Consider the following 19976-nt stretch of genomic DNA (forward strand, 5'->3'; position numbering starts at 1 on the left):
ATAAGGACGAACGTCTCCGGGCAGGTCCGCCAATTTGCGTCAGCCACGCTGGACCTCCCATGCCCGAGTCTGGGGATTGCGGCACACCAGGACCTGGGGCAGGTCGCCGGACCCTACCGTCTCAACGGTCAGGGTGGTCTGCTTGTAGCGACAGATGTCAGTGAGGGTTTCCTGCGCGGCGACCGGCGTCGCCTGGTCCGCAGCGGCGGGCGCGAAGGTCCAGGTCCGGTCGGGGGCGGCCGTCGGCACTACCCGGATGATCCGACGCTTGCCGTCAGGACCATCATAGGTTTCCTCACGAGCCTGCCCGGTCTCCAGGGCCGCGTATTCCGCTTCGCGAATGCGGCGCTGATCCTCTGCCGAAGCCATGGCGAGAAGAACGGCGCAGATGCCCGCGCCGACAAGCGCGCCCCTTTGCGCGCCCCGCCGTGCATCACCGCTGCCCGAATTGTTGCCGATGATCGCCCCGGCGAGGATCGAAATAGCTCCGGCGGCCAGGCACTGGCCCTGGGCGCGCTGCATGGCCGTTGGCGGGGCGCCGCCCGTGGTCGCGCAACCTGAGGCGATCAGTGAAATCGACAAGATGAGAGCTGTCGCGAAACGCATTGTCATTCTTTCCTGGATCACAGCGGGGTGAGATTGAAGGTCAGGGATCTTGTGCCAGGAGCGCCCTCGAAACTTCCGACATGGGGGTCGGAAATCTCGCCCCGCGCGTATTCGCGCGTCAGCTCGGCCTCAATGTTGCGAAGCCCGCTGAGAGGCAGGTCGGGGGTGAACTCGGGTTCGGGATCCGGGTCAGGGCTCCATTGCTGAGCCAGTCCTCCCCGATCGGATACCAAACGACACACGCCCTCGGCGCAGGTCAGGGATCCGCCGATCGGCGTCGCCAGTTCGGTGTCCGATCGCACGATCAGCCAGCTGTTCACCAAGCGGTTCTGCGCATCGCGGCCGATCACGAGGCGCATCGGAAATCTGTCCGCCGGATACACGATCTCGCCGGTATAGGTCCGTACCTCCACAGGCGCTGCCGGCAGGGCGTTGAAGGCCGCACCACCCCAGCCAAGCACGCGGCCCTGAGAGCCAAGGAAGAAGGCCTGGGCGAAGTCGCGCCCGTGACCCGCTGACGAAGCCCCTGGACCAACCAGAACGACATCCGCACCGCCAAGATTGACTTCGGCCTCCCGGGCCGCGGCGAAGCCGGCTTGTCGCGCGGCGGTCCGATCGGCGCCCCCGGGGAATGTTCTCAGGTTGGTGAAAAGGAAGAAGCGCGGCACCCCTGCGCCGTCGATCACCAGGTTTGCCGATCCAAGCGACGACATGAGGTTGCCGTCGGTGAACCCACCCGCACTAATTGAACCGGGAACCGGCGCTCGCGCAGCCTTGGAAAGCGCCAACAAGACCGCGTCCTGGAACGCCTGTCGCGCCGACTCAAGCTCCTGGCCCAAACCGCCGGTCACATAGGTGGACAGCCCGCCGGTCCCGGCCGCACCCGCCGCGCGGGCGACTTCAATCTCCTGGGCGCTCATGGCGGGCAGACAGCCGCTCAGGATCAGCCGGGGCGCCCCGCCGTCGGTCGGAGCCAGATAGATAGACAGGCGCTCGCGCGGGGCCAGGGCGCCGACCTGACCCGCCCCCGCGTCGGCGAGACCGGTCACCAAGGCGAAAAGCTCCGGATTTGCAGTACGAAGTTCGGCCCCCTGGCCCGGTCGAACGGCGCGCTCGTCAATAACAACCGCGGTCTGGCGCAGGGCCTCGTCCAGACCATCACGACGACACCAATCGTCCAGCCGTACGGGTTGGCCCAGGTCGCCGGTCCCGCCGGGTTGGCCCTTGTCACCACAAGCGGTGACAGCGACGGCCATGGCCGCCACGGCAATCCAGACCCTGTTTGAACGGGGGAATGCGTTCATCACAGCATCCTCAATTTAGCGGGGCGGGCCAAGTATTGTTCAGCGCTTAACCGTTCTTCGCGGCCGGCATCATCACGTGTGACAGTCGGCTGGACGAAAATCGGCGCCTGACCCTGACTTCGCAGCCGACTGACCAAGGCGTTCTTGTAACGGTTCAGCGCAGCTTCGACGCGATCATCAACGGCCGTGAGGCGGGCCAGCGCCTGGCGGTTCGCTTCCCACGCCGGACTGGACGATTGACTGGTTTCGAAGACCTCCAGCTTCCTGAGTTCGGCGTGCCACCGGTCGTCGATCTCTTTCAGCTTGAGATTTATCGACCTGCGCAACCCGTCGAGTGCTTTCTCGGCCTTGTCGAGTTCGACCTTCTTCGGAGGGTAGTCCGGATCTTCATCGTGACAGAAATAGGCAAGCATCGCTCCCACTCCGTAGACGATGACATTGGTGACGGTCATGAACATAATCGAGGTTATTAAGTTGGGCGGCGTCGTGCCCCGAATGATGGCGATCTCGATCTGTGGCTGAATGTAGTAAAAGCGGGCCCAGGCGATCAGGGCCAGTCCAGCGCCAAGCAAGACTGTGCCAATGGCGATCTTGCGCGACGCCTTCCACACCCGTGTCGACTCGTGGCTGTTGAACCAGTAGTGCCATTGCTTCAAAACCGTGCCGTGCAGGTGCGAAGCGCCGCCGACGGACAGCCCGACCAGGATTGCAGCGGTGGTTGCGAACAGGCCGCTGGTGATCCAGGGCAACTGCATCAGGCTCTCGACGTTGACCCCCGCCTCGAGAACCACGACGGCGACGAGACCGAGATAGTACCAGAACCGTGTCAGCACCGGATCGCGGTTGCCGCGCATGGCGCGCGCTTCCTCGAACTCGGCGCGGCGGGTCTCCCGCTCGTCGATCTTCTGCTGATGATCGCGGCGAAAGTCAGTGTGCACCAGGTTGTAGCCGATCAGCTTGGCCTGATCGTTTCGCGTTCGCTCGGCCGGGATCAGCTTGCCACGACCCGCGGCGGTGCGATTGAGGGCGGCGCCTTCGAAGCCGCTTCGAACCTCCGCCAGGGCGGCTGACCTCGCAGGAGCGATCTCCGACTGGTACCAAGACATCATCTGGGGGGTGAAGCCACACGGATGGCTGCCCAGCTCGTCAGTCAGGTCTATGCGCCCTCCCTCGGCCTGCTCGTGTTCCACAGAATCCATCAAGGAGACGCAAAGGCTTGAGCCCTGCGTCAGGTCGAGTGCGCGATAGCCATCCACGCCGCCCTCGGAAGCCGGATCAGCCGTCCGGCTCGCCTGGGGGTGAAGCGACGAGGTGTTGTCCATGACTGGTCGGCCTTTCAGCGCTGAGGAGCGGCGATGGTGATGGTGCGTCGAAGCGGGATGGTCAGGGTAAGCGGCACAGCTGCCGTAACCTGAGCGGTGCGTGGAACAGGCGCTGAAGTACGGGGCGGGCGTCGACCAAGCGGAGCCCTTCTCGTCGGCCGTCCGGGCGCTGCGGCCGCAGCGCGACCGTCCATACCAATCCCGATGGCGCGGCGCGTCAGCTGGGTGGCCTCAAAGGCTTCGCGGCCCGGCAGCGGGAAGCGGCAACGGTCACTCTCGGCTTGGGATGAGGAAATGCAGAAGTCGTCGAGCTGGGCGCTCAGAACCTGGACGACGGGCTCCACTCGCGCGCCGAAAAGGAATTCCACCCGGCGGTTGAACCCGCGATGCTCGTCGGTGTCGTTCGCGTAAAGCGGGGCTGACTCGCCGAAACCGACCCGCCACAGCGCCACGTCCCCCACTCCGAAACGCATCAGCGCATCAGAAACCGCGTTCGCCCGATTAACGGACAAGTTGTGATTGTAGGCCTCACCGCCCCGGTCATCTGTATGTCCGGCGACGAAAACGGCGGCGTCCGGAGCCTCCCCCCGGGTGGCGGCCGCCACCGCTTCGACCGCGAGCAATCCTTGCGGCAGGATCGTCCAATCGGCCGTATCGAAGAAGGTTCGCTCGGAAAAGGCGACCCGGAGAACGGGCGCAGAGACACTGAAGTTCGCCGGCATACGCTCGCGCGGCACCCGCGAAACCGAAAAGCGTGGCGGGTTCGGCATCCCGAGCCGATCCACGGCGGCTCGCAGGCGCGCCATGCGGTCGTCATGCTCAAGCTCGACCGTCTGCTCAGCACTCAGGATACGGTGCTGGGCGCGCCCGGCAGTCGTTGGGCCGAAGACCGCGCAAGCGGCCGCCGACAAGAAAAGGCGCCGCGAACCCCCCACGTCGAATAACCTCGTTGGCCGAACAACGAGACGTTAAACACGTCTTGCTTGTGACACAAGCGTTCGCGACACTTTTTACGTGCCGCTGGAGGCGTGGTCAGATCATCGCCATGCCGCCGTTCACGTGCAGGGTCTGCCCCGTGACATAGGCGGCCTCGTCCGAGGACAGGTAGACGGCGGCGGCGGCGATCTCGTCGCCCGCGCCCAGCCGGCCGAGGGGGATGGTCTTCAGTATGGTCTCCCGCTGCTGGTCGTTCAGCACGTCGGTCATCGGCGAGGCGATGAAGCCCGGGGCGATGCAGTTCACCGTGATGCCGCGGCTGCCGACCTCCTGGGCCAGCGATTTGGAGAAGCCGATCATGCCGGCCTTGGAGGCGGCGTAGTTGGTCTGGCCCGGATTGCCGGTGACCCCGACCACCGAGGTGATGCCGATGATGCGGCCCGAACGACGCTTCATCATCCCCTTCATGGCCGCGCGCGAGAGGCGGAAATAGCTCTCCAGATTGACCTTGAGCACGTCGGTGAAGTCCTCGTCCTTCATCCGCATCAGCAGGCCGTCCTTCGTGATGCCGGCATTGGCGATCAGGATGTCCAGGGGCGCGCCGGCGGCGTCCTCGGCGCGGGCGATCAGGCCATCGACCGAGTCGGGATCGGAGAGATTGGCGGCGGCGGCGAAGGCCCTCCCGGCGTTATTGGCGCCCAGCTGCCCGGCCAGGTCCTGGAGCACCGTCTCGCGGGTGCCGGAGAGGACGACCGTCGCGCCCTGGCCGTGCAGGGCCCGGGCGATGGCTCCGCCGATGCCGCCGGTGGCGCCGGTCACCAGCGCGGTCTTGCCAGACAGGTCGAACATGTGGGTAGCTCCGCCATTGCTTCGGAGCGGTCCTAACCGAGCCCGCGCCACATCGCCAGAGGAACGCACGATGGACCTGAATCGCTTCTCCCCGAGCCGCCGGTCGCTGCTGCTGGGCGTGGGAGCGCTTGGACTCGCCGGCTGCGCCGGCCTCGGCAGGGCCTCCGTTCCCGGCGGAGCGCTGTTGCCGCGCACCCAGGCGGTGCTGGACCGCTTCGTCGCCGAAGGCCGGCTGCCGGGCGTGACCGTCGGCGTGCGGCTGCCGGACGGGACGAGGACTTATCTGCAGGCCGGAACGCAGGACTTCGGCCCCTCCCCGGCCATGGATCGGGACACCCTGTTCCGCATCTATTCGATGACCAAGCCGGTCACCGGTGTGGCGGCGGCCCTGCTGATCGAGGACGGCAAGCTGGCGCTGGACCAGCCGGTGACGGACTTCGTGCCCGAGTTCTCGCATCTGACGGTGGCCGTCGATCCGGAGACGAGCCTGGAGGCGCAGCCCGCCCGGAACGTCATGACCGTGCGCCACCTGCTGACCCACACCAGCGGCCTGAGCTACAACATCGCCGGCGACGGTCCGGTGCAGCGGGCGTACCGTCAGGCCGGGGTATTCCCCTTCACGGGCGATCTGAATGCAGGGGCCGGCGACGGGCCGCGGGTGCATGATCTCGACGAGATGGTCCGGCGGCTGGGCGGCATCCCGCTGATGTTCGAGCCCGGCACGGCCTACCATTACAGCGTCTCGCTGGACGTGCTGGGGCTGGTCATCCAGCGCGCCTCGGGCATGGCCTTCCCCGAGTTCCTGAAACGCCGCCTGTTCGACCCGATCGGCATGAACGACACCCGGTTCAACCTGGCGCCCGGAGAGGCGGGACGGATGGCGGCCCTGTACGACTATTCGCCGCCCGGGCGGCGGCTCGATCCCGGAAGCTCGGTCGAGGCCTATTCGCGGCTGGTGACCCTGTTCGCGGGCGGGGCCGGGCTGGTGTCGACGACCGGGGACTATCTGGCCTTCCTGACCACCCTGCTGGAAGACGGTCGCGCGGGCCGGGTGCGGGTGATGCGGCCCGAGACCGCCCGGCTGGTGCGCACCGACATCATGCCGGCCGGGCTGGATTCATACGGCAACGGCTTCGGATTCGGCGGCTATGTGGCGCGGCCGGGGGCCTGGAACGCGGGGGAGTACGGTTGGGACGGCGCGGCCGGAACCAAGGCCTGGCTGGACCCTGTCCGAGACTACGCCGCGGTGGTCATGGTGCAGTTCTTCCCCTGGGGCGCGCTGCCGATCTCCACCGAGACGCGGGCGGCGATCGTGGCGGACCTGGGGATTCAGTCGGGCTGACGCCGGATCAGAGGCTCCTGGCGAAGGCTTCCAGGTCTTCCGGCGCATTCAGCGACAGGCTTTCGGCGTCCGGCGCGATGCGTTTGGCCATGCCGGCCAGCACCTTGCCCGAGCCGATCTCGGCGAAGCGGGTCACGCCGCCCTCGCCCGCCATCCATTCCATGCTCTCGCGCCAGCGGACGCGGCCGGTGACCTGTTCGACCAGCAGGCGGCGCAGGACCTCGGGGTCGGTCTCGGGCCGGGCGGTGACGTTGGCGACCACGGGAACAGCCGGCGCGACGATCGTCGCCGTGGCCAGGGCCGTAGCCATCTCGTCGGCGGCGGGCTGCATCAGCGGACAGTGGAACGGGGCAGAGACGTTCAGCGGAATGGCGCGGGCGCCGAGTTCCTTCGCCTTTTCGATGGCGCGGTCGACGGCCGCCTTGTCGCCCGAGATGACGATGTTGCCTGCGTTGTTGTCATTGGCGACGACACAGACGCCGATCTCGGAGCCGGCGGCGGCGGCGGCCTCGGCCAGGGCCAGGTCGGTCTTCGGCCCGATCAGCGAGGCCATGGCGCCGCGTCCGACAGGGACGGCGCGCTGCATCGCCTGGCCCCGCAGCTTCAGCAGGCGGGCCGTGTCGGCGACGGTGATCGAACCCGCCGCGCACAGGGCCGAGTATTCGCCCAGGGAATGGCCGGCGACGAAGCCGGCGCGGGTGACCTCGACGCCGAACTCGGCCTTCAGCACCCGAACGGCGGCCAGCGACACGGCCATCAGGGCGGGCTGGGCGTTCTCGGTCAGGGTGAGCTGGTCCTCGGGACCCTCGCGCATCAGCACCGACAGCTTCTGACCCAGGGCGTCGTCGATCTCTGCGTAGACCTCGCGCGCCGGGGCGAAGGCGTCGGCCAGGGCCGCGCCCATGCCGACCGACTGGCTGCCTTGGCCGGGGAACAGCAGGGCGAGGGTCATGGGGGTCTCCGGCGGCGTTGAATCGAGCCGGAGGGGTAGGACGATCAGGCCGCAGGGGCAAGCCGGGCGGCGGCGCTCCGGCGGGGTGTGAAATCCAGACGGCCTATCTCGCGAATCCGCCCGCCCTCCTCCCGGCCCTCGACCAGCTCATAGCCCATCAGGGCGAAGACCCGGCCACGCAGGAAGATCGGACGCGAAGCGCCGTACCAGTCGACGCAGGAGACGCGGCAGAAATCATCCCGGCTCCCGGCCGCCGTCGACAGGGCGCCGAGCGCCACCAGGGAGCCGGGATCGCGCCGCAGGAACAACATGTCGACACTGCCCGCCCATTGGGCCGGTCGTCCCGGCGCGGGATAGTGCTGGATCGGCAGGCCCAGAAGGCCGGCGTCCGCGCCTCGCGCGTCGGGCCGGAAGAAGAAGCCATGGCTGCGCCCCTCCGATTCGCCGGCGCCCGGGACGGCGTAGCGGGCGCCCAGTTCGGGCCGGGCCCCGTCGAGCTCGACGGCGGTCAGCGTCATGGCCCGCTCGCCGCTGACGACGATCAGGGCGTCGGGGCCCAACGCCTCGATGCGGCTGACCGGGGCGGCGAGATCGAACATGCGCGCCTGGCCGTCATCGACCCGCATGGCCATCAGCATCCCGGCGCGGCGCGCCTCGTCGCCGTCCGGAGACGGGCGATCAACGGCATAGAGAAGATGGTCGCCGACGAAGCGGTTCTGCCGCTGCCAGCTGTCCGCCGGCAGGCCTTCCAACGGACGGTAATCGTCCGGACGGGCGGCGCCCGAGCCGTCGCCGAAACGATCCAGCGGCAGGCTGAGCAGGGCCGTGGTCCCTTCACGCGTGTCGCGGTCCCACATGGCGTCGCCGCCGTCGTCGGACTGGACGACCACGTCGAGACGGCCCCGGCGCCGGTCCTCGCGGAACGAGAACTGATCCAGCGGCGCGCCCGACGCCCGCACCGCCTGCGGCCGGCCGCCGTCCAGCGGCATGCGATAGACCGTGGCCGACGGGCGATGGTTCGGCGCGGGATTGCCGGCCCTTGCCGTGGTCCAGACGTAGATGGCCTCGGGCGAGACGTAGAAGGTCCGCGACGCCGGTCCGAGGATGGCCGTCGCCTCGCAATCCAGCCTCGGCGCGGTCAGGTCGCACCGGGTCACCGAATGCAGGGCGTTGAAGTCCATGTCGGAGGGCCGAGCGTCGGGATCGATGAAGACATCGCGGGGTTGGGCCAGCACCCGGGTGCTCCGCGCCCGGCCCGGCGTCTCGTCGGTCAGGGCCGGCAGGATCGCCATCGGATCCTCGACCTCCCACAGGTAGCGCACGTTGTAGAGAACGAGCTCGTCGCCGATCAGGCGCGAGGCGTAGTTCTCGGCCGAATAATAGTCGCTGGCGCGCAGCCGGGACGCGTCCTCGAAGCTGAGTGCGCCGTCTGGAGAGAGACGGAAGCGGAGGATTTCGGTCCCTTGCGTCTCATAGCTGTAGCCGATGACCACGACCCGGTCGCCGACGACCAGCATTTCGTCGTACCAGGCGCCGTCCCAACTGGACTTCGGGGCCGGGGTTCCCGGCGGTGGAACATCGATGGAATCGACGGCGCGAAGGCCGTCGGCGATGGACAGGGTGAACAGCCGCCCGCGCCGCAGGACCACGAGGTAGTCGCCGGCGGCCTTGACGATGCCGCCCTCGTCGACGCCCGCCTCCTGGACATTGGTGATGGAGTCGCCCGCCGCATCGGCGGCTGCGTCGGTCGAGGCGACCTCCATGGCCGGCGGCATGATCATCGCCGAGAGGGGTTCGTCAGACGCTCCGGCGCGGCGGAGGATCTGCGCCTCGATGGCGGCGCGGCGTTGATGGAAGAAGGCCCGAAACTGGTCCTCGGAGGCAAAGGCCGGAAGTCCGTCCGCGGAGGTCGCGGGCCGGAAGGGTCTCGCCGTTCCGAAGGCGGCGCCGACACCCACCAGGGCCGCGAGCGCGAGAGACAGGGGGACCGCGTGGCGTTTCAGGATTGCGAGCATTCCGGTTCCCTCGAAGCTTGGCCTTGCGGAATGAACGGCCCGGACTGCGGCGATCCTGAGGTGGAATCCCGACTAGAACAGCACGCCCGGGTTCATGATCCGGTGGGGATCGATCGCGGCGCGGACGGCCTGCATGACGCCGATCTCCAGTGGGGACTTGTAGCGGCGGGCCTCGTCGGTCTTGAGGCGGCCGAGGCCGTGCTCGGCCGAGATGGAGCCGTCGTAGCGGGCGACGATGTCATGGACGACCTCGGAACCCTCGGCCCAGCGGGCGAGAAACGCCTTCAGGTCTCCGCCTGGCGGGCACAGGACGTCGTAGTGGAGATTGCCGTCGCCCACGTGGCCGAAGGCGCTGACCCGGGCGCCGGGGTGGAAGCGTTCGACGGCGGTCGTGGCTTCCTCGAGAAAATCGGCGATGCGGGAGAGGGGGACGGAGATGTCGTGCTTCCAGCCGCCGCCCTCGGGCTTCTGGGCCGCGGACTGCTCCTCGCGCACCTTCCAGAAGGCGGCGCGCTGGGCGTCATTCTGCGCGATCGCCGCGTCGGTGATCAGGCCGGTCTCGAAGGCGTGGGTCAACAGCCGCTCCATGGCGGCGTCGGCGGCGCCGGGTTCGCCGGAGACCAGTTCGATCAGGACATACCAGGGCGGCGCGCTTTCCAGCGGCTCGCGCGTGTCGGGGATGTTGGCCAGCACGAACGACATGCCGAGGCGTTTCATCAGCTCGAAGGCCTCGACCCCGCCGCCGGTTTCGGCCTTGGCCCGGGCCAGCAGTTCGACGGCGGCGGCCGGGGTTTCCAGCCCGACCATGGCGGTGGCGCGGGAGCGCATGACCGGGAACAGCTTCAGAGTCGCGGCGGTGACCACGCCCAGGGTGCCCTCGGCGCCGATCAGCAGCTGTTTGAGGTCATAGCCGGTGTTGTCCTTGCGCAGCCGTTTGAGGCCATGGAAGACCTCGCCGTCCGGCATCACGGCCTCGATCCCCAGCACCAGGTCGCGCATGACGCCGTAGCGGAGCACCGCCGTGCCCCCGGCGTTGGTCGAGATCACCCCGCCGATGGTGGCGCTGCCCTCGGCGGCGAGGCTGAGCGGGAACATCCGGTCGGCGGCGGCGGCGGCCTGCTGGGCCTCCAGGAGGGTGACGCCGGCCTCGACGGTCATGGCGTCGTCCAGCGGGGTGACGTCGCGGACCGTGCGGAGCTTGCGGGTCGAGAGCAGGACCTCGCCATAGGGGATCTGGCCGCCGACGAGGCCGGTGTCGCCGCCCTGGGGGATAAGGGCGATGCGGTGGTCGGCGCAGACGCGCACGGCCGCGGCGACCTCGGCGGTCGTGCGCGGCGTCAGCATCAGCGGGGTGTGGCCGGTCCAGCGGTTGCGCCATTCGGTCAGCCAGGGCGCAATCTCGACGGGATCGTCGGTCCAGCCGCCGTCGCCAAGAGCGGATTTCAGGGCGGCGAGGGCGGCGGGAGTCGGCGGGGTCATGGCTCCTTGTCTCAAAGTCGTGGGCGCGGCGAAAGGGCCGTGACAGGATTGCGCCATGACCGCCCCCCTGCCCGCCCCCGTCCCCGCCGTCGGCGTCGTCTGCCTGCGCGGCGACACGGTGCTGCTGATCCGCCGGGGCCGGACCCCGCGACAGGGCGAGTGGAGCCTGCCGGGCGGGCGGATCGAGCCGGGCGAGCGCGCGGTGGACGCCGCGCTGCGGGAGCTGCGCGAGGAGACCGGGGTCGAGGCTGAAATCACCGGCCTGATCGAGGTGGTCGACGGATTGTTCCCCGAGGCCGGGCTCCACTATGTGCTGATCGACTACGCGGCGCGGTGGCTGTCGGGAGAGCCGGTCGCCGCCGGCGACGCCGTCGAGGCGCGGTTCGTGGCGCTGGACCAGGTCGAGACCATCGTCGCCTGGCCGGAGACGCTGCGGGTCATCCGGATGGCCGTCGCGGTGCGCTGAACGGCGAAGATTACGCGGATGTCATCTCCACCTGGTCCGGTTTCTGTGGCGCAGCGGCCACAGGGTGCTAACCTGACCGGGACAGGGAGAGATCATGGACACCTCGGTTCTATTCACCATCGCGCTGGTCGCGCTGGCCTTCGTGCTGCTGTTCAGCGTGGTCAAGATCGTGCCCCAAGGGCGCGAGATGACGGTCGAGCGCTTCGGCAAATATACCCGCACCCTCAGCCCCGGAATCAGCATCCTGACGCCGTTCGTCGAGCGGATCGGCCGCCGCATGAACATGATGGAGCAGGTCCTGGACGTGCCCCAGCAGGAGGTCATCACCAAGGACAACGCCATGGTGAAGGTCGACGCCATCGTCTTCATCCAGGTGATGGAGGCCTCGGCCGCGGCGTACCGGGTCGAGAATCTGCCCTACGCCATCACCCAGCTGTGCTCGACCAACCTGCGCACCGTGGTCGGCTCGATGGAACTGGACGAGGTCCTGTTCCAGCGCGACAGCATCAACTCGCGCCTGCTGACCGTGATCGACGCGGCGACCGAGCCCTGGGGCGTCAAGGTCAACCGGATCGAGATCAAGGACCTGACCCCGCCCGTCGACATCACCAACGCCATGGCCCGCCAGATGAAGGCGGAGCGCGAGCGCCGCGCTGTCATCACCGAGGCCGACGGCGAGAAACAAGCCGCCATCGCCCGCGCCGAGGGCGCCAAACAGGCCGCCATCCTGGAAGCTGAAGGTCGCCGCGAGGCCGCCTTCCGCGACGCCGAGGCCCGCGAGGGCGAGGCCGAGGCCGAGGCCAAGGCGACCGCCATGGTGTCCGAGGCCATCGCCCGCGGCGACGTCAACGCCATCAACTATTTCGTGGCCCAGAAATACGTCGAGGCCTTCGCCGAACTGGCCCGCAACCCGACGGCCAAGACGGTCATCGTCCCTGCCGAGATGTCCGGCCTCGTCGGCACCATCGCGGGCCTGGGCGAACTGGTCGGCCTGGCCAGGGAGCAGCAGCAGAGCCGCACCGACGTGCGCCGCGACGCGCCGCCGCCGCCCGCCCCGACGCGGCCGACCCCGCCGCGACCGCCCCGTCCCTCCGTGCCGAGGACCTGATCCATGGACGCCCTGACCGACCTGCACGCCGCCCAGCCGTTCTGGATCTGGCTGGCCCTGGGCGTGATCCTGCTGGCGATCGAGGCGGCCTTTTCGACCGAATGGCTGCTGTGGCCGGCGGTGTCGGCCGGCGTGGTGGCGGTGGTCACCGCCTTGGGCCTGCCGCTGGGCTTCCTCGGCGAGGCAGCCCTGTTCGCCATCCTGACCGTGATCGCCACCCTGCTGTCGCGGCGGCTGATCCAGAGGGTCAACCCGTCGGACGCCCCGGACATCAACGCCCGCGACAGCCGGTTGATCGGCCAGCGCGCCCAGGTGGTCCAGGCCTTCGTCGACGGCCGTGGCCGGGTGTTCGTCTCGGGGGCGGAATGGGTCGCCGAGATCGAGGGCGCCGCGCCGTTGGCGGGCGAGAGCGTGATCGTTGAGGGCATGGACGGGCCGAAACTGAAGGTCCGCGCGGCCTAACCCGCCCGCATATCCTCGATCCCGCGGTTCGCGAGCCCGTCCGCCCGCTCGTTCAGTTCATGCCCGGCGTGGCCCTTGACCCAGTGCCATTTGACCTCGTGCCGGGCGCGGGCGGCGTCGAGGCGTTTCCAGAGGTCGTCGTTCTTGACCGGCTTCCTGTCCGCCGTCTTCCAGCCGCGCGCCTTCCAGCCGTGGATCCATTCGGTGATCCCGGTCATGACGTATTTGCTGTCGGTGTGCAGATCGACGCGGCACGGCCGGGTCAGGGCCTCCAGGGCGCGGATGGCGCCCATCAGCTCCATGCGGTTGTTGGTGGTCAGGGGCTCGCCGCCCCACAGCTCCTTCTCGTGACCCTTGCCGGTCTGCAGGACCGCGCCCCAGCCGCCGGGGCCGGGATTGCCCTTGCAGGCGCCGTCGGTGTGGATGATCACGTGACTCATGGGCGCGTCCTAACAGGTTCGCTTGGCGTCGCGCCACTGAACGGCCTATATGCGGCACAAGTGTTTGAGCGGGCCGCGCATCGGTCCGAACGAGGAGACGAGTCGTGGGCTCTTTCAGCATCTGGCATTGGGCCATTGTCGCTATCATCGCGCTGCTGCTGTTCGGCGGGCGGGGCAAGCTGTCGGGCCTGATGGGCGATGCGGCCAAGGGCATCAAGGCCTTCCGCGAAGGCCTGAAGGACACCGATTCGGACAAGCCTTCGGACGAGCGCGCGGGCGCCCTGCCTCGCACGGACGCCGAAAAAGAAGACCTGAAGTCGTAGGCCGCGCATTGACGTCGGAGACCTGACGGATGGGTGGCCTCGGCCCCGGTATCGGCGGCTTTGAAATCCTGGTGATTGGCATCGTGGCCCTGCTCGTGGTGGGGCCAAAGGATTTGCCGTTGCTGATGCGCAAGATCGGCAAGGTGATGGCCCGTGCCCGCGCCATGGCCAACGAGTTCCGCTCCAGCTTCGACGAGATGGCGCGTCAGTCCGAGCTGGACGAACTGCGCAAGGAGGTCGAGGCGCTGCGCACCGGCCAGGGCATGGTCCCGCTGGGGGCAGAGGCCGACGCCGCTTTCCGCGAGATTCGCGACGACCTGAACCGGCCGCTGGACGCGCCGGTCATGTTGGCCGCCCCCGACGAATGGCCCGACAGCCCCCCGGTCACGGCGTCGCCGGACAGTGAGCCGGCGCCCGGGCCCGCACCCAAGATCAAGGCGAAAGCCACGCCCAAACCCCGCAAGACGCCGGCGAAGACGGCCGCGACGCCGGTCGCCTCGATCAAGACCGCCAGCGGCAAGACCCGGTCCATCCGCGCGAAGAAGGTGGACCTGTGAGCCGCCCCGACCGCGACGAGGACGAGATCGAGGCGTCGCGCGCCCCGCTGATGGATCATCTGATCGAGCTGCGCGGGCGGCTGGTGATCTGCGTGGTCGCCTTCGTCATAGGCTTCATCGGCTGCTTCTATTTCGCCGAGCCGCTCTACATCTTTCTGGTCAAGCCGTTCGCGGCGGCCGCGGCCTTCCACCAGTCGGTCGGACCGGACGGCCATGTGTCTCCGCTGGATCTCATCCTGGGCACGGCCGGGCTCAAGCCCCTGCCCGGCGTCGATGGCCAGACGGTCAATCTGATCTATACGGCGCCGCTGGAAATCCTCTTCACCAAGATGAAGCTGGCGGGTTTCGGCGCCATCGTCGTCGCCTTCCCCGTGCTGGCCTGGCAGCTGTACCGGTTCGTGGCCCCGGGCCTGTACCGCAACGAAAAGGGCGCCTTCCTGCCCTTCCTGATCGCGGCGCCGCTGCTGTTCCTGCTGGGCGCGGCCCTGGTCTATTTCGTCATGCTGCCCTTCGTCATGTGGTTCTCGCTGAGCCAGCAAATCACCGGCGGCGGCGTCTCGGCCGCCCTGCTGCCCAAGGTGTCGGACTATCTGAACCTGGTCACCGCCCTGCTGTTGGCCTTCGGCCTGTGCTTCCAGCTTCCGGTGGTGATGACCCTGCTGGGCCTTGCCGGGATCATCTCGTCGAAGGTCATGGCCGAGGGCCGCCGCTACGCCGTCATGGCCGTGGTCGTGGTCGCCGCCGTCGTGACTCCGCCCGACCCGATCAGCCAGATCATGCTCGCCGTGCCGCTGGTGCTGCTTTACGAAATCTCGATCTGGTGCGTGCGGCTGATCGAGATGCGGCGCCGGAAGGCGGACGAAGCGGACGGACTGTCAGCGTAGCCAATCACGACTCCGGTTCGACCGCCCAATATCGGCGGACGAAATCCATCTGCTCCGGTTGCACCCCGTAGACGTAGTCGATCTTGTGTTGAACGACGTATTTGTTCATCGCCTCGATGAAGACTCCATCCGCGATATTTCGCTCGATCGAGCGACGCATGTCGATCACGCCATCATTAAAGATCGCCAAAAACTCGGTTGGAGAAAGTGGCAGAAGCCAGAGCCCGTCAGGATCACGCATTCCCTTGTACCGAACAAGCGGGACATCCGACGTTATGATGGGTGTACCGTCACGCACACTGACTAACTGCCAGTCCATTGCCATCAGGCGTTTTCGGATGGGGTTGTTCAGCACCAGATTCTGAAGGCACAGAGCCCCATGCTCTGTCAGGCCCGGCTGTTCGAGCGCTTCCTTGAATTCCTCGAATGTCGCCGGCTCGTGTGGACGACGGTGGCTGGCATAGTCTTCGGCAAGAAGCCCTTCTAGGACATGCAGTTTCGCTTGGGCCTCAATCTCCATGACCTTTCTCGGGTTACGAAGTTCGAGGGAGAGTATGTAGATCGCCAACCTCTCCAACTTGATTTTCGATACTGAATCAGGATCGCTTGACCGAAGCAAATTCAGGCCGTCGCTACCCCACTGATCTACCTTCTTCCAGAAAACATCCTCCATAAAGTTCCGACCTTCTGGTGGGGCCATGGGGATGTAGTAGAGGCCTGCTCGCCCTCCAGTGGCTTTTGTTGGCTTGGGATCGCAAACCAATTTGTCATGCCACCAGCGGCACACCCGGACCCGTCCTTCAGAATCCGTCCAGCCTCGCTGGTAGTTCTGTGGAAGATAGTGGTGGTTTTGATCTGCAGACACGTCCGTTGACTAGGCACTCTCAGTCTTCCGATCAAGAAATGGCGTCGGCCAGTTCTCCCCCACGGAACCCGCCCGAAGCGTGACCGTTTGAGTGCTCCAGACATCAGGAGCCATCCATGGCGCGCCAGACCAGCCTCTACGCCCTCGCTGCCCTCGCCTTGGGTGCCGCCGCCTGTACCCCCGCCGCGGAGACGCCCGCGAAAGAACCGGAAACCACCACAACAATCGTCGAGACCCGCGAGGTCCAGGTTCCACCGGTGGTGATCGAACGGGAAGTACAGTCTCCGCCGGTCGTCATCGAGCGAGACCGCGACGGCGACAGCACGACCGTCCGGGCCGGCCGGGACGGCATCGAGGTGGAGACCACCAACCGCTAGATCGCGGAAGCCGAAAAGACAGAGGCGCCGGACGGCTTCCCGTCCGGCGCCTCGTTTCGCTCGACCTCAGCCGCCGATCAGCAGCTGTAGTACATGTCGAATTCGACCGGGTGCGGGTGCAGCTGCAGGCGCATCACCTCTTCCATCTTCAGCTCGATATAGCTGTCGATGAAGTCGTCATCCATGACCCCGCCCTTCTTGAGGAAAGCGCGGTCCTTGTCGAGGCTGTCGAGCGCTTCCTTCAGCGAGCCGCAGACCTCGGGGATCGAGCCGCGCTCTTCGGGCGGCAGGTCATAGAGGTTCTTGTCGGCGGGCGCGCCCGGGTCGATCCGGTTCTCGATGCCGTCCAGGCCGGCCATCAGCAGGGCGACGAAGGTCAGATAGGGGTTGCCCATCGGATCGGGGAAGCGGGCCTCGATGCGCTTGGCCTTGGGCGAATTGACCCACGGAATGCGGATCGAGGCCGAGCGGTTGCGCGACGAATAGGCCAGCTTGACCGGAGCCTCGTAGCCGGGGACCAGGCGCTTGTAGGAGTTGGTGGTCGAGTTGGCGAAGGCGTTGATGGCCTTGGCGTGCTTGATGATGCCGCCGATGTACCACAGACAGAGGTCCGACAGACCGGCGTATTTGTCGCCCGCGAACAGCGGCTTGCCGTCGCGCCAGATCGACTGGTGCACGTGCATGCCCGAGCCGTTGTCGCCGAAGGTCGGCTTGGCCATGAAGGTGGCCGACTTGCCGTAGGCGGCGGCCACGTTGTGGATGACGTATTTGTAGAGCTGCAGCCGGTCGGCCATGGTCAGCAGGTCGCTGAATTTCAGGCCAAGTTCGTGCTGGGCCGGGGCGACCTCGTGGTGGTGCTTCTCGGGCTGCATGCCCAGGTCGCGCATGACGCCCAGCATCTCGCCGCGCAGGTCCTGGGCGCTGTCGACCGGATTGACCGGGAAATAGCCGCCCTTGGGCCCGGGGCGGTGGCCCATATTGCCTTCCGAGTATTCGGCGCCCGTATTGGCCGGCAGCTCGATCGAATCGTAGGCGTAGCCGGTGTCATGCGGCGCCGTGCTCCAGCGCACGTCGTCGAAGATGAAGAATTCGGCTTCCGGGCCGAAGAAGACGGTGTCGCCCACGCCCGAGGACTGGACATAGGCCAGGGCCTTCTTGGCCATCGAACGGCTGTCGCGGTTGTAGGGCTCGCCCGTGTCGGGGTTCAGCACGTCGCAGAACAGGAACAGGGTCGTCTGCTGGTAGAACGGGTCGATCCAGAAGCCGTTCAGATCCGGCTTGAGCAGCATGTCGGACTCGTTGATCGCCTTCCAGCCGGCGATGGACGATCCATCGAACATCGTCCCTTCCTCGAGGAACTCCTCATCGACCAGGTCGATGTCGAAGGTGACGTGCTGCATCCGCCCCTTGGTGTCGGTGAAGCGGAGATCGACGTATTTGACGTCCTTCTCCTTGATCTCCTTGAGGATCTTGCCTGCGTCGCTCATTCTTGAGAGTCCGTTTCTTGGGGGAGGAAAAGGAAAGGCCGCCCCCCGGGGGACGGCCCGTGGAGAAGCGGTCAGACGGCCTGGGCTCCCGTCTCGCCGGTGCGGATGCGGATGACGTCGAGGACATCGGAGACGAAGATCTTGCCGTCGCCGATCTTGCCCGTCCGGGCGGCGGCCTGGATCGCCTCGACGACCGAGTTGACCATGTCGTCGGGAACCACCACCTCGATCTTGATCTTGGGGAGGAAGTCGATGACGTATTCGGCCCCGCGATAGAGTTCCGAATGGCCCTTCTGGCGACCATATCCCTTGGCCTCCAGAACGGTCATGCCTTGCACGCCTGCGTCCTGCAGCGCTTCCTTCACTTCATCCAGCTTGAAGGGCTTGATGACGGCTTCGATCTTTTTCATCGGCGATCCCAGGCGGGCTTTCTCGTGCCGCGCGCTCGGGTCGTAAAGGGACATTGCATTGCACAATAAGGCAAGCGTTTTTCGTCCGGAGTCGCCATCCGTGAACGGAGCAGGGCCGCGATGACCGGATCCGTCCCTGCCGACTGGCGCGACGTCCTGCCCTGGCCCGGCCCGGATACGCACAAACACGCCCGCGGCCGACTGGGCGTGGTGTCCGGAAAGGCGACCCAGACGGGCGCGGCCCGGCTCGCGGCCCGGGCCGGCCTGCGCATCGGCGCGGGCCTGGTGCGCATCCTGTGCCCGCCCGACGCCGCCGCCGCGATCGCACCGGCCATAGAGGCGGTCATGCTGACGCCGTTCGGCTCCGACGAAGCCCTGGCCGAGGCCGCCGAGGGGATGGACGCCGTCGTGATCGGTCCGGCCGCCGGCGTGAACGACGCCACCCGGGCCAATGTCCGCGCCCTGGCCGGCACGGGCGCCGCCCTGGTCGTCGACGCGGACGGACTGACGGTGTTCGAGGGGTGGCCCGCGGACCTGTTCGACCTGCTGGACCGCGACGACGTGCTGACCCCGCACGAGGGCGAGTTCAAACGCCTGTTCCCCGGCCTGCTGGACATGGGGCGCGAAGCGGCCGCGGCCGAGGCCTCGAGGCGGGCCGGCGCGGTGGTGGTGCTGAAGGGGCCGGCGACCGTGATCGCGGCGCCGGACGGTCGGCTCGCGGTCAACGGCAACGGCACGCCCTGGCTGGCGACCGCGGGCAGCGGCGACGTGCTGGCGGGCATGATCGGCGGCCTGATGGCCCAGCGGATGGACAGTTTCGACGCGGCGCGGGCGGCGGTCTGGATGCATGCCGAGGCGGCGCGGGGGTTCGGGCCGGGCCTGATCGCCGAGGATCTGCCCGAGCGGCTGCCGGCGGTGCTGGCGGCGCTCCATGCACAGGCCGGTTGAATCGGGACGCCGCGCCCGGTTCAATTCGGCGTCGAAGGGGCCTATCTGCAGGGCGCCGCCGCCGGAGCCCTGTCTTGCTGATCGTCCTGTCCCCGGCCAAACGGCTGAATTTCACGGAAGCCGACCCGGCCCTGCCCGCCTCGGAACGGCGCTTCCGCGAGGACACGGCGTCGCTGGCCCGGACGGCGCGGGCGCGGACGGTGGCCGAACTGCGTCGGCTGATGGGCATTTCCGACGATCTGGCGCGCCTGAATCGCGAGCGGTTCCAGGCCTTCGACGCCGAATCGACCGACGGGGTGCAGGCGGCCTTCGCCTTCGCCGGCGACGTCTACGAGGGGCTGAAGGCGCGCGAACTGGACGAACCGGCGCTGACGTGGGCGCAGGATCATCTGCGCATCCTCTCGGGCTTCTACGGCCTGCTGCGGCCGCTGGACCGGATCCAGCCCTACAGGCTCGAGATGGGCGCGCGACTGAAGACCCGGCGCGGGTCCAGCCTCTACGACTTCTGGGGCGACCGGATCTCGAAATGCCTGAACGCCGACGCCGCGGGCCAGGCCGATCCGACCCTGGTGAACCTGGCCAGCCAGGAGTATTTCGGCGCGGTCGACGCCCGGGCGCTGAAACTGCCCGTCGTGACGCCGCATTTTCGCGAATCGAAGGATGGCGAGAGCCGGATCATCTCCTTCTTCGCCAAGAAGGCGCGCGGCGGCATGGCGCGGTTCGCCATCGACGAGCGGATCGAGCGGGCCCAGGATCTCAAGGCCTTCGACCGCGACGGCTACCGCTTTGACAAGGCGGCCTCTAACGACACAGACTGGATATTCATCAGATCGGGAAATTAAAC

The 19976-nt window shown here is 67.5% G+C and carries 22 protein-coding genes; 10 read left to right on the forward strand and 12 right to left on the reverse strand.

Annotated elements, in window-relative coordinates; genetic code table 11:
- Nucleotides 1-39 precede the first annotated feature (39 nt).
- The 5 genes from Q8Q71_RS00340 to fabG form a co-directional block, all read right to left on the reverse strand.
- Nucleotides 40-606, reverse strand: a complete 567-nt coding sequence (locus Q8Q71_RS00340) for a hypothetical protein (RefSeq protein ID WP_305757658.1) — start codon at nucleotides 604-606, stop codon at nucleotides 40-42.
- A gap of 17 nt (nucleotides 607-623) precedes the next feature.
- Nucleotides 624-1910 (reverse strand): hypothetical protein, encoded by a 1287-nt coding sequence (locus tag Q8Q71_RS00345; protein ID WP_305757659.1) that lies wholly within the window; start codon nucleotides 1908-1910, stop codon nucleotides 624-626.
- Nucleotides 1910-3232, reverse strand: coding sequence for a hypothetical protein (locus Q8Q71_RS00350; protein WP_305757660.1), 1323 nt, complete (start codon nucleotides 3230-3232; stop codon nucleotides 1910-1912). Before Q8Q71_RS00350 ends, Q8Q71_RS00345 begins: the two co-directional genes overlap by 1 nt.
- Nucleotides 3233-3246: 14 nt before the next feature.
- Complete coding sequence (locus Q8Q71_RS00355) at nucleotides 3247-4143, reverse strand: OmpA family protein (RefSeq protein WP_305757661.1); 897 nt, start codon at nucleotides 4141-4143, stop codon at nucleotides 3247-3249.
- Between the two features lie 121 nt (nucleotides 4144-4264).
- Entirely contained in the window at nucleotides 4265-5017 is a 753-nt protein-coding gene (fabG, locus tag Q8Q71_RS00360; protein ID WP_305757662.1) for a 3-oxoacyl-[acyl-carrier-protein] reductase, read from the reverse strand.
- Between the two features lie 70 nt (nucleotides 5018-5087).
- Here fabG and Q8Q71_RS00365 point away from each other — a divergent pair, with 70 nt between their 5' ends.
- Complete coding sequence (locus tag Q8Q71_RS00365; protein ID WP_305757663.1) at nucleotides 5088-6359, forward strand: serine hydrolase; 1272 nt, start codon at nucleotides 5088-5090, stop codon at nucleotides 6357-6359.
- Between the two features lie 7 nt (nucleotides 6360-6366).
- On the opposite strand, the gene fabD is transcribed toward Q8Q71_RS00365, so the two are convergent.
- The 3 genes from fabD to Q8Q71_RS00380 all read right to left on the reverse strand — a co-directional run bounded on the left by fabD (nucleotide 6367) and on the right by Q8Q71_RS00380 (nucleotide 10805).
- Nucleotides 6367-7311 (reverse strand): ACP S-malonyltransferase, encoded by a 945-nt coding sequence (gene fabD / locus Q8Q71_RS00370; RefSeq protein WP_305757664.1) that lies wholly within the window; start codon nucleotides 7309-7311, stop codon nucleotides 6367-6369.
- A gap of 44 nt (nucleotides 7312-7355) precedes the next feature.
- A complete protein-coding gene (locus Q8Q71_RS00375) occupies nucleotides 7356-9326 on the reverse strand; it encodes a beta-propeller domain-containing protein (protein ID WP_305757665.1) in 1971 nt (656 codons plus the stop codon).
- Nucleotides 9327-9398: 72 nt separating this feature from the next.
- Entirely contained in the window at nucleotides 9399-10805 is a 1407-nt protein-coding gene (locus Q8Q71_RS00380) for an FAD-binding oxidoreductase (protein WP_305757666.1), read from the reverse strand.
- A gap of 55 nt (nucleotides 10806-10860) precedes the next feature.
- On the opposite strand from Q8Q71_RS00380, the gene Q8Q71_RS00385 reads away from it, so the two are divergent.
- The 3 genes from Q8Q71_RS00385 to Q8Q71_RS00395 all read left to right on the forward strand — a co-directional run bounded on the left by Q8Q71_RS00385 (nucleotide 10861) and on the right by Q8Q71_RS00395 (nucleotide 12841).
- A complete protein-coding gene (locus Q8Q71_RS00385) occupies nucleotides 10861-11271 on the forward strand; it encodes an NUDIX hydrolase (RefSeq protein ID WP_305757667.1) in 411 nt (136 codons plus the stop codon).
- A gap of 94 nt (nucleotides 11272-11365) precedes the next feature.
- Nucleotides 11366-12379, forward strand: coding sequence for an SPFH domain-containing protein (locus Q8Q71_RS00390; RefSeq protein WP_305757668.1), 1014 nt, complete (start codon nucleotides 11366-11368; stop codon nucleotides 12377-12379).
- A gap of 3 nt (nucleotides 12380-12382) precedes the next feature.
- A complete protein-coding gene (locus Q8Q71_RS00395) occupies nucleotides 12383-12841 on the forward strand; it encodes an NfeD family protein (protein ID WP_305757669.1) in 459 nt (152 codons plus the stop codon).
- Here the strand turns inward: Q8Q71_RS00395 and rnhA are convergent.
- Nucleotides 12838-13281, reverse strand: a complete 444-nt coding sequence (gene rnhA, locus Q8Q71_RS00400) for a ribonuclease HI (protein ID WP_305757670.1) — start codon at nucleotides 13279-13281, stop codon at nucleotides 12838-12840. The two genes, Q8Q71_RS00395 and rnhA, sit on opposite strands and share 4 nt — an antisense overlap.
- Before the next feature lie 104 nt (nucleotides 13282-13385).
- Here rnhA and Q8Q71_RS00405 point away from each other — a divergent pair, with 104 nt between their 5' ends.
- The 3 genes from Q8Q71_RS00405 to tatC are packed head-to-tail and all read left to right on the forward strand — an operon-like array spanning nucleotide 13386 to nucleotide 15045.
- Nucleotides 13386-13604: a twin-arginine translocase TatA/TatE family subunit gene (locus Q8Q71_RS00405; RefSeq protein WP_292066693.1), complete on the forward strand. Its 219-nt coding sequence runs from the start codon at nucleotides 13386-13388 to the stop codon at nucleotides 13602-13604.
- A gap of 29 nt (nucleotides 13605-13633) precedes the next feature.
- Nucleotides 13634-14161 (forward strand): Sec-independent protein translocase protein TatB, encoded by a 528-nt coding sequence (tatB, locus tag Q8Q71_RS00410; RefSeq protein ID WP_305757671.1) that lies wholly within the window; start codon nucleotides 13634-13636, stop codon nucleotides 14159-14161.
- Entirely contained in the window at nucleotides 14158-15045 is an 888-nt protein-coding gene (gene tatC, locus Q8Q71_RS00415; protein WP_305757672.1) for a twin-arginine translocase subunit TatC, read from the forward strand. Before tatB ends, tatC begins: the two co-directional genes overlap by 4 nt.
- Nucleotides 15046-15049: 4 nt before the next feature.
- Here the strand turns inward: tatC and Q8Q71_RS00420 are convergent, their stop codons facing one another.
- Complete coding sequence (locus tag Q8Q71_RS00420) at nucleotides 15050-15910, reverse strand: DUF4238 domain-containing protein (protein ID WP_305757673.1); 861 nt, start codon at nucleotides 15908-15910, stop codon at nucleotides 15050-15052.
- A 116-nt stretch (nucleotides 15911-16026) separates the two neighbouring features.
- Between Q8Q71_RS00420 and Q8Q71_RS00425 the strand changes: the two genes are divergently transcribed.
- The gene (locus Q8Q71_RS00425; RefSeq protein ID WP_305757674.1) at nucleotides 16027-16287 is read left to right on the forward strand and encodes a hypothetical protein; all 261 of its coding nucleotides are present in this window, start codon (nucleotides 16027-16029) and stop codon (nucleotides 16285-16287) included.
- 77 nt (nucleotides 16288-16364) lie between these two features.
- On the opposite strand, the gene glnA is transcribed toward Q8Q71_RS00425, so the two are convergent.
- The gene (gene glnA, locus Q8Q71_RS00430) at nucleotides 16365-17774 is read right to left on the reverse strand and encodes a type I glutamate--ammonia ligase (protein ID WP_305757675.1); all 1410 of its coding nucleotides are present in this window, start codon (nucleotides 17772-17774) and stop codon (nucleotides 16365-16367) included.
- Nucleotides 17775-17845: 71 nt separating this feature from the next.
- On the reverse strand, nucleotides 17846-18184 hold the full coding sequence (locus Q8Q71_RS00435) for a P-II family nitrogen regulator (RefSeq protein ID WP_305757676.1): 339 nt from the start codon (nucleotides 18182-18184) through the stop codon (nucleotides 17846-17848).
- Between the two features lie 120 nt (nucleotides 18185-18304).
- On the opposite strand from Q8Q71_RS00435, the gene Q8Q71_RS00440 reads away from it, so the two are divergent.
- Together Q8Q71_RS00440 and yaaA are read left to right on the forward strand one after the other, a co-directional pair.
- A complete protein-coding gene (locus Q8Q71_RS00440) occupies nucleotides 18305-19132 on the forward strand; it encodes an NAD(P)H-hydrate dehydratase (RefSeq protein WP_305757677.1) in 828 nt (275 codons plus the stop codon).
- 74 nt (nucleotides 19133-19206) lie between these two features.
- Entirely contained in the window at nucleotides 19207-19974 is a 768-nt protein-coding gene (gene yaaA, locus Q8Q71_RS00445) for a peroxide stress protein YaaA (protein ID WP_305757678.1), read from the forward strand.
- Nucleotides 19975-19976 lie beyond the last annotated feature (2 nt).

The sequence above is a fragment of the Brevundimonas sp. genome (genome assembly GCF_030704825.1).
Taxonomy (GTDB): domain Bacteria; phylum Pseudomonadota; class Alphaproteobacteria; order Caulobacterales; family Caulobacteraceae; genus Brevundimonas.

What these genes read in the sequence shown, in the direction of transcription:
- Q8Q71_RS00340 (WP_305757658.1), bottom strand. Translation starts at nt 606, where the DNA reads ATGCGTTTCGCGACAGCTCTCATCTTGTCGATTTCACTGATCGCCTCA.
- Q8Q71_RS00345 (WP_305757659.1), bottom strand. Translation starts at nt 1,910, where the DNA reads ATGAACGCATTCCCCCGTTCAAACAGGGTCTGGATTGCCGTGGCGGCC.
- Q8Q71_RS00350 (WP_305757660.1), bottom strand. Translation starts at nt 3,232, where the DNA reads ATGGACAACACCTCGTCGCTTCACCCCCAGGCGAGCCGGACGGCTGAT.
- fabG (WP_305757662.1), bottom strand. Translation starts at nt 5,017, where the DNA reads ATGTTCGACCTGTCTGGCAAGACCGCGCTGGTGACCGGCGCCACCGGC.
- Q8Q71_RS00365 (WP_305757663.1), top strand. Translation starts at nt 5,088, where the DNA reads ATGGACCTGAATCGCTTCTCCCCGAGCCGCCGGTCGCTGCTGCTGGGC.
- fabD (WP_305757664.1), bottom strand. Translation starts at nt 7,311, where the DNA reads ATGACCCTCGCCCTGCTGTTCCCCGGCCAAGGCAGCCAGTCGGTCGGC.
- Q8Q71_RS00375 (WP_305757665.1), bottom strand. Translation starts at nt 9,326, where the DNA reads ATGCTCGCAATCCTGAAACGCCACGCGGTCCCCCTGTCTCTCGCGCTC.
- Q8Q71_RS00380 (WP_305757666.1), bottom strand. Translation starts at nt 10,805, where the DNA reads ATGACCCCGCCGACTCCCGCCGCCCTCGCCGCCCTGAAATCCGCTCTT.
- Q8Q71_RS00385 (WP_305757667.1), top strand. Translation starts at nt 10,861, where the DNA reads ATGACCGCCCCCCTGCCCGCCCCCGTCCCCGCCGTCGGCGTCGTCTGC.
- Q8Q71_RS00390 (WP_305757668.1), top strand. Translation starts at nt 11,366, where the DNA reads ATGGACACCTCGGTTCTATTCACCATCGCGCTGGTCGCGCTGGCCTTC.
- Q8Q71_RS00395 (WP_305757669.1), top strand. Translation starts at nt 12,383, where the DNA reads ATGGACGCCCTGACCGACCTGCACGCCGCCCAGCCGTTCTGGATCTGG.
- rnhA (WP_305757670.1), bottom strand. Translation starts at nt 13,281, where the DNA reads ATGAGTCACGTGATCATCCACACCGACGGCGCCTGCAAGGGCAATCCC.
- tatB (WP_305757671.1), top strand. Translation starts at nt 13,634, where the DNA reads ATGGGTGGCCTCGGCCCCGGTATCGGCGGCTTTGAAATCCTGGTGATT.
- Q8Q71_RS00425 (WP_305757674.1), top strand. Translation starts at nt 16,027, where the DNA reads ATGGCGCGCCAGACCAGCCTCTACGCCCTCGCTGCCCTCGCCTTGGGT.
- glnA (WP_305757675.1), bottom strand. Translation starts at nt 17,774, where the DNA reads ATGAGCGACGCAGGCAAGATCCTCAAGGAGATCAAGGAGAAGGACGTC.
- Q8Q71_RS00435 (WP_305757676.1), bottom strand. Translation starts at nt 18,184, where the DNA reads ATGAAAAAGATCGAAGCCGTCATCAAGCCCTTCAAGCTGGATGAAGTG.
- Q8Q71_RS00440 (WP_305757677.1), top strand. Translation starts at nt 18,305, where the DNA reads ATGACCGGATCCGTCCCTGCCGACTGGCGCGACGTCCTGCCCTGGCCC.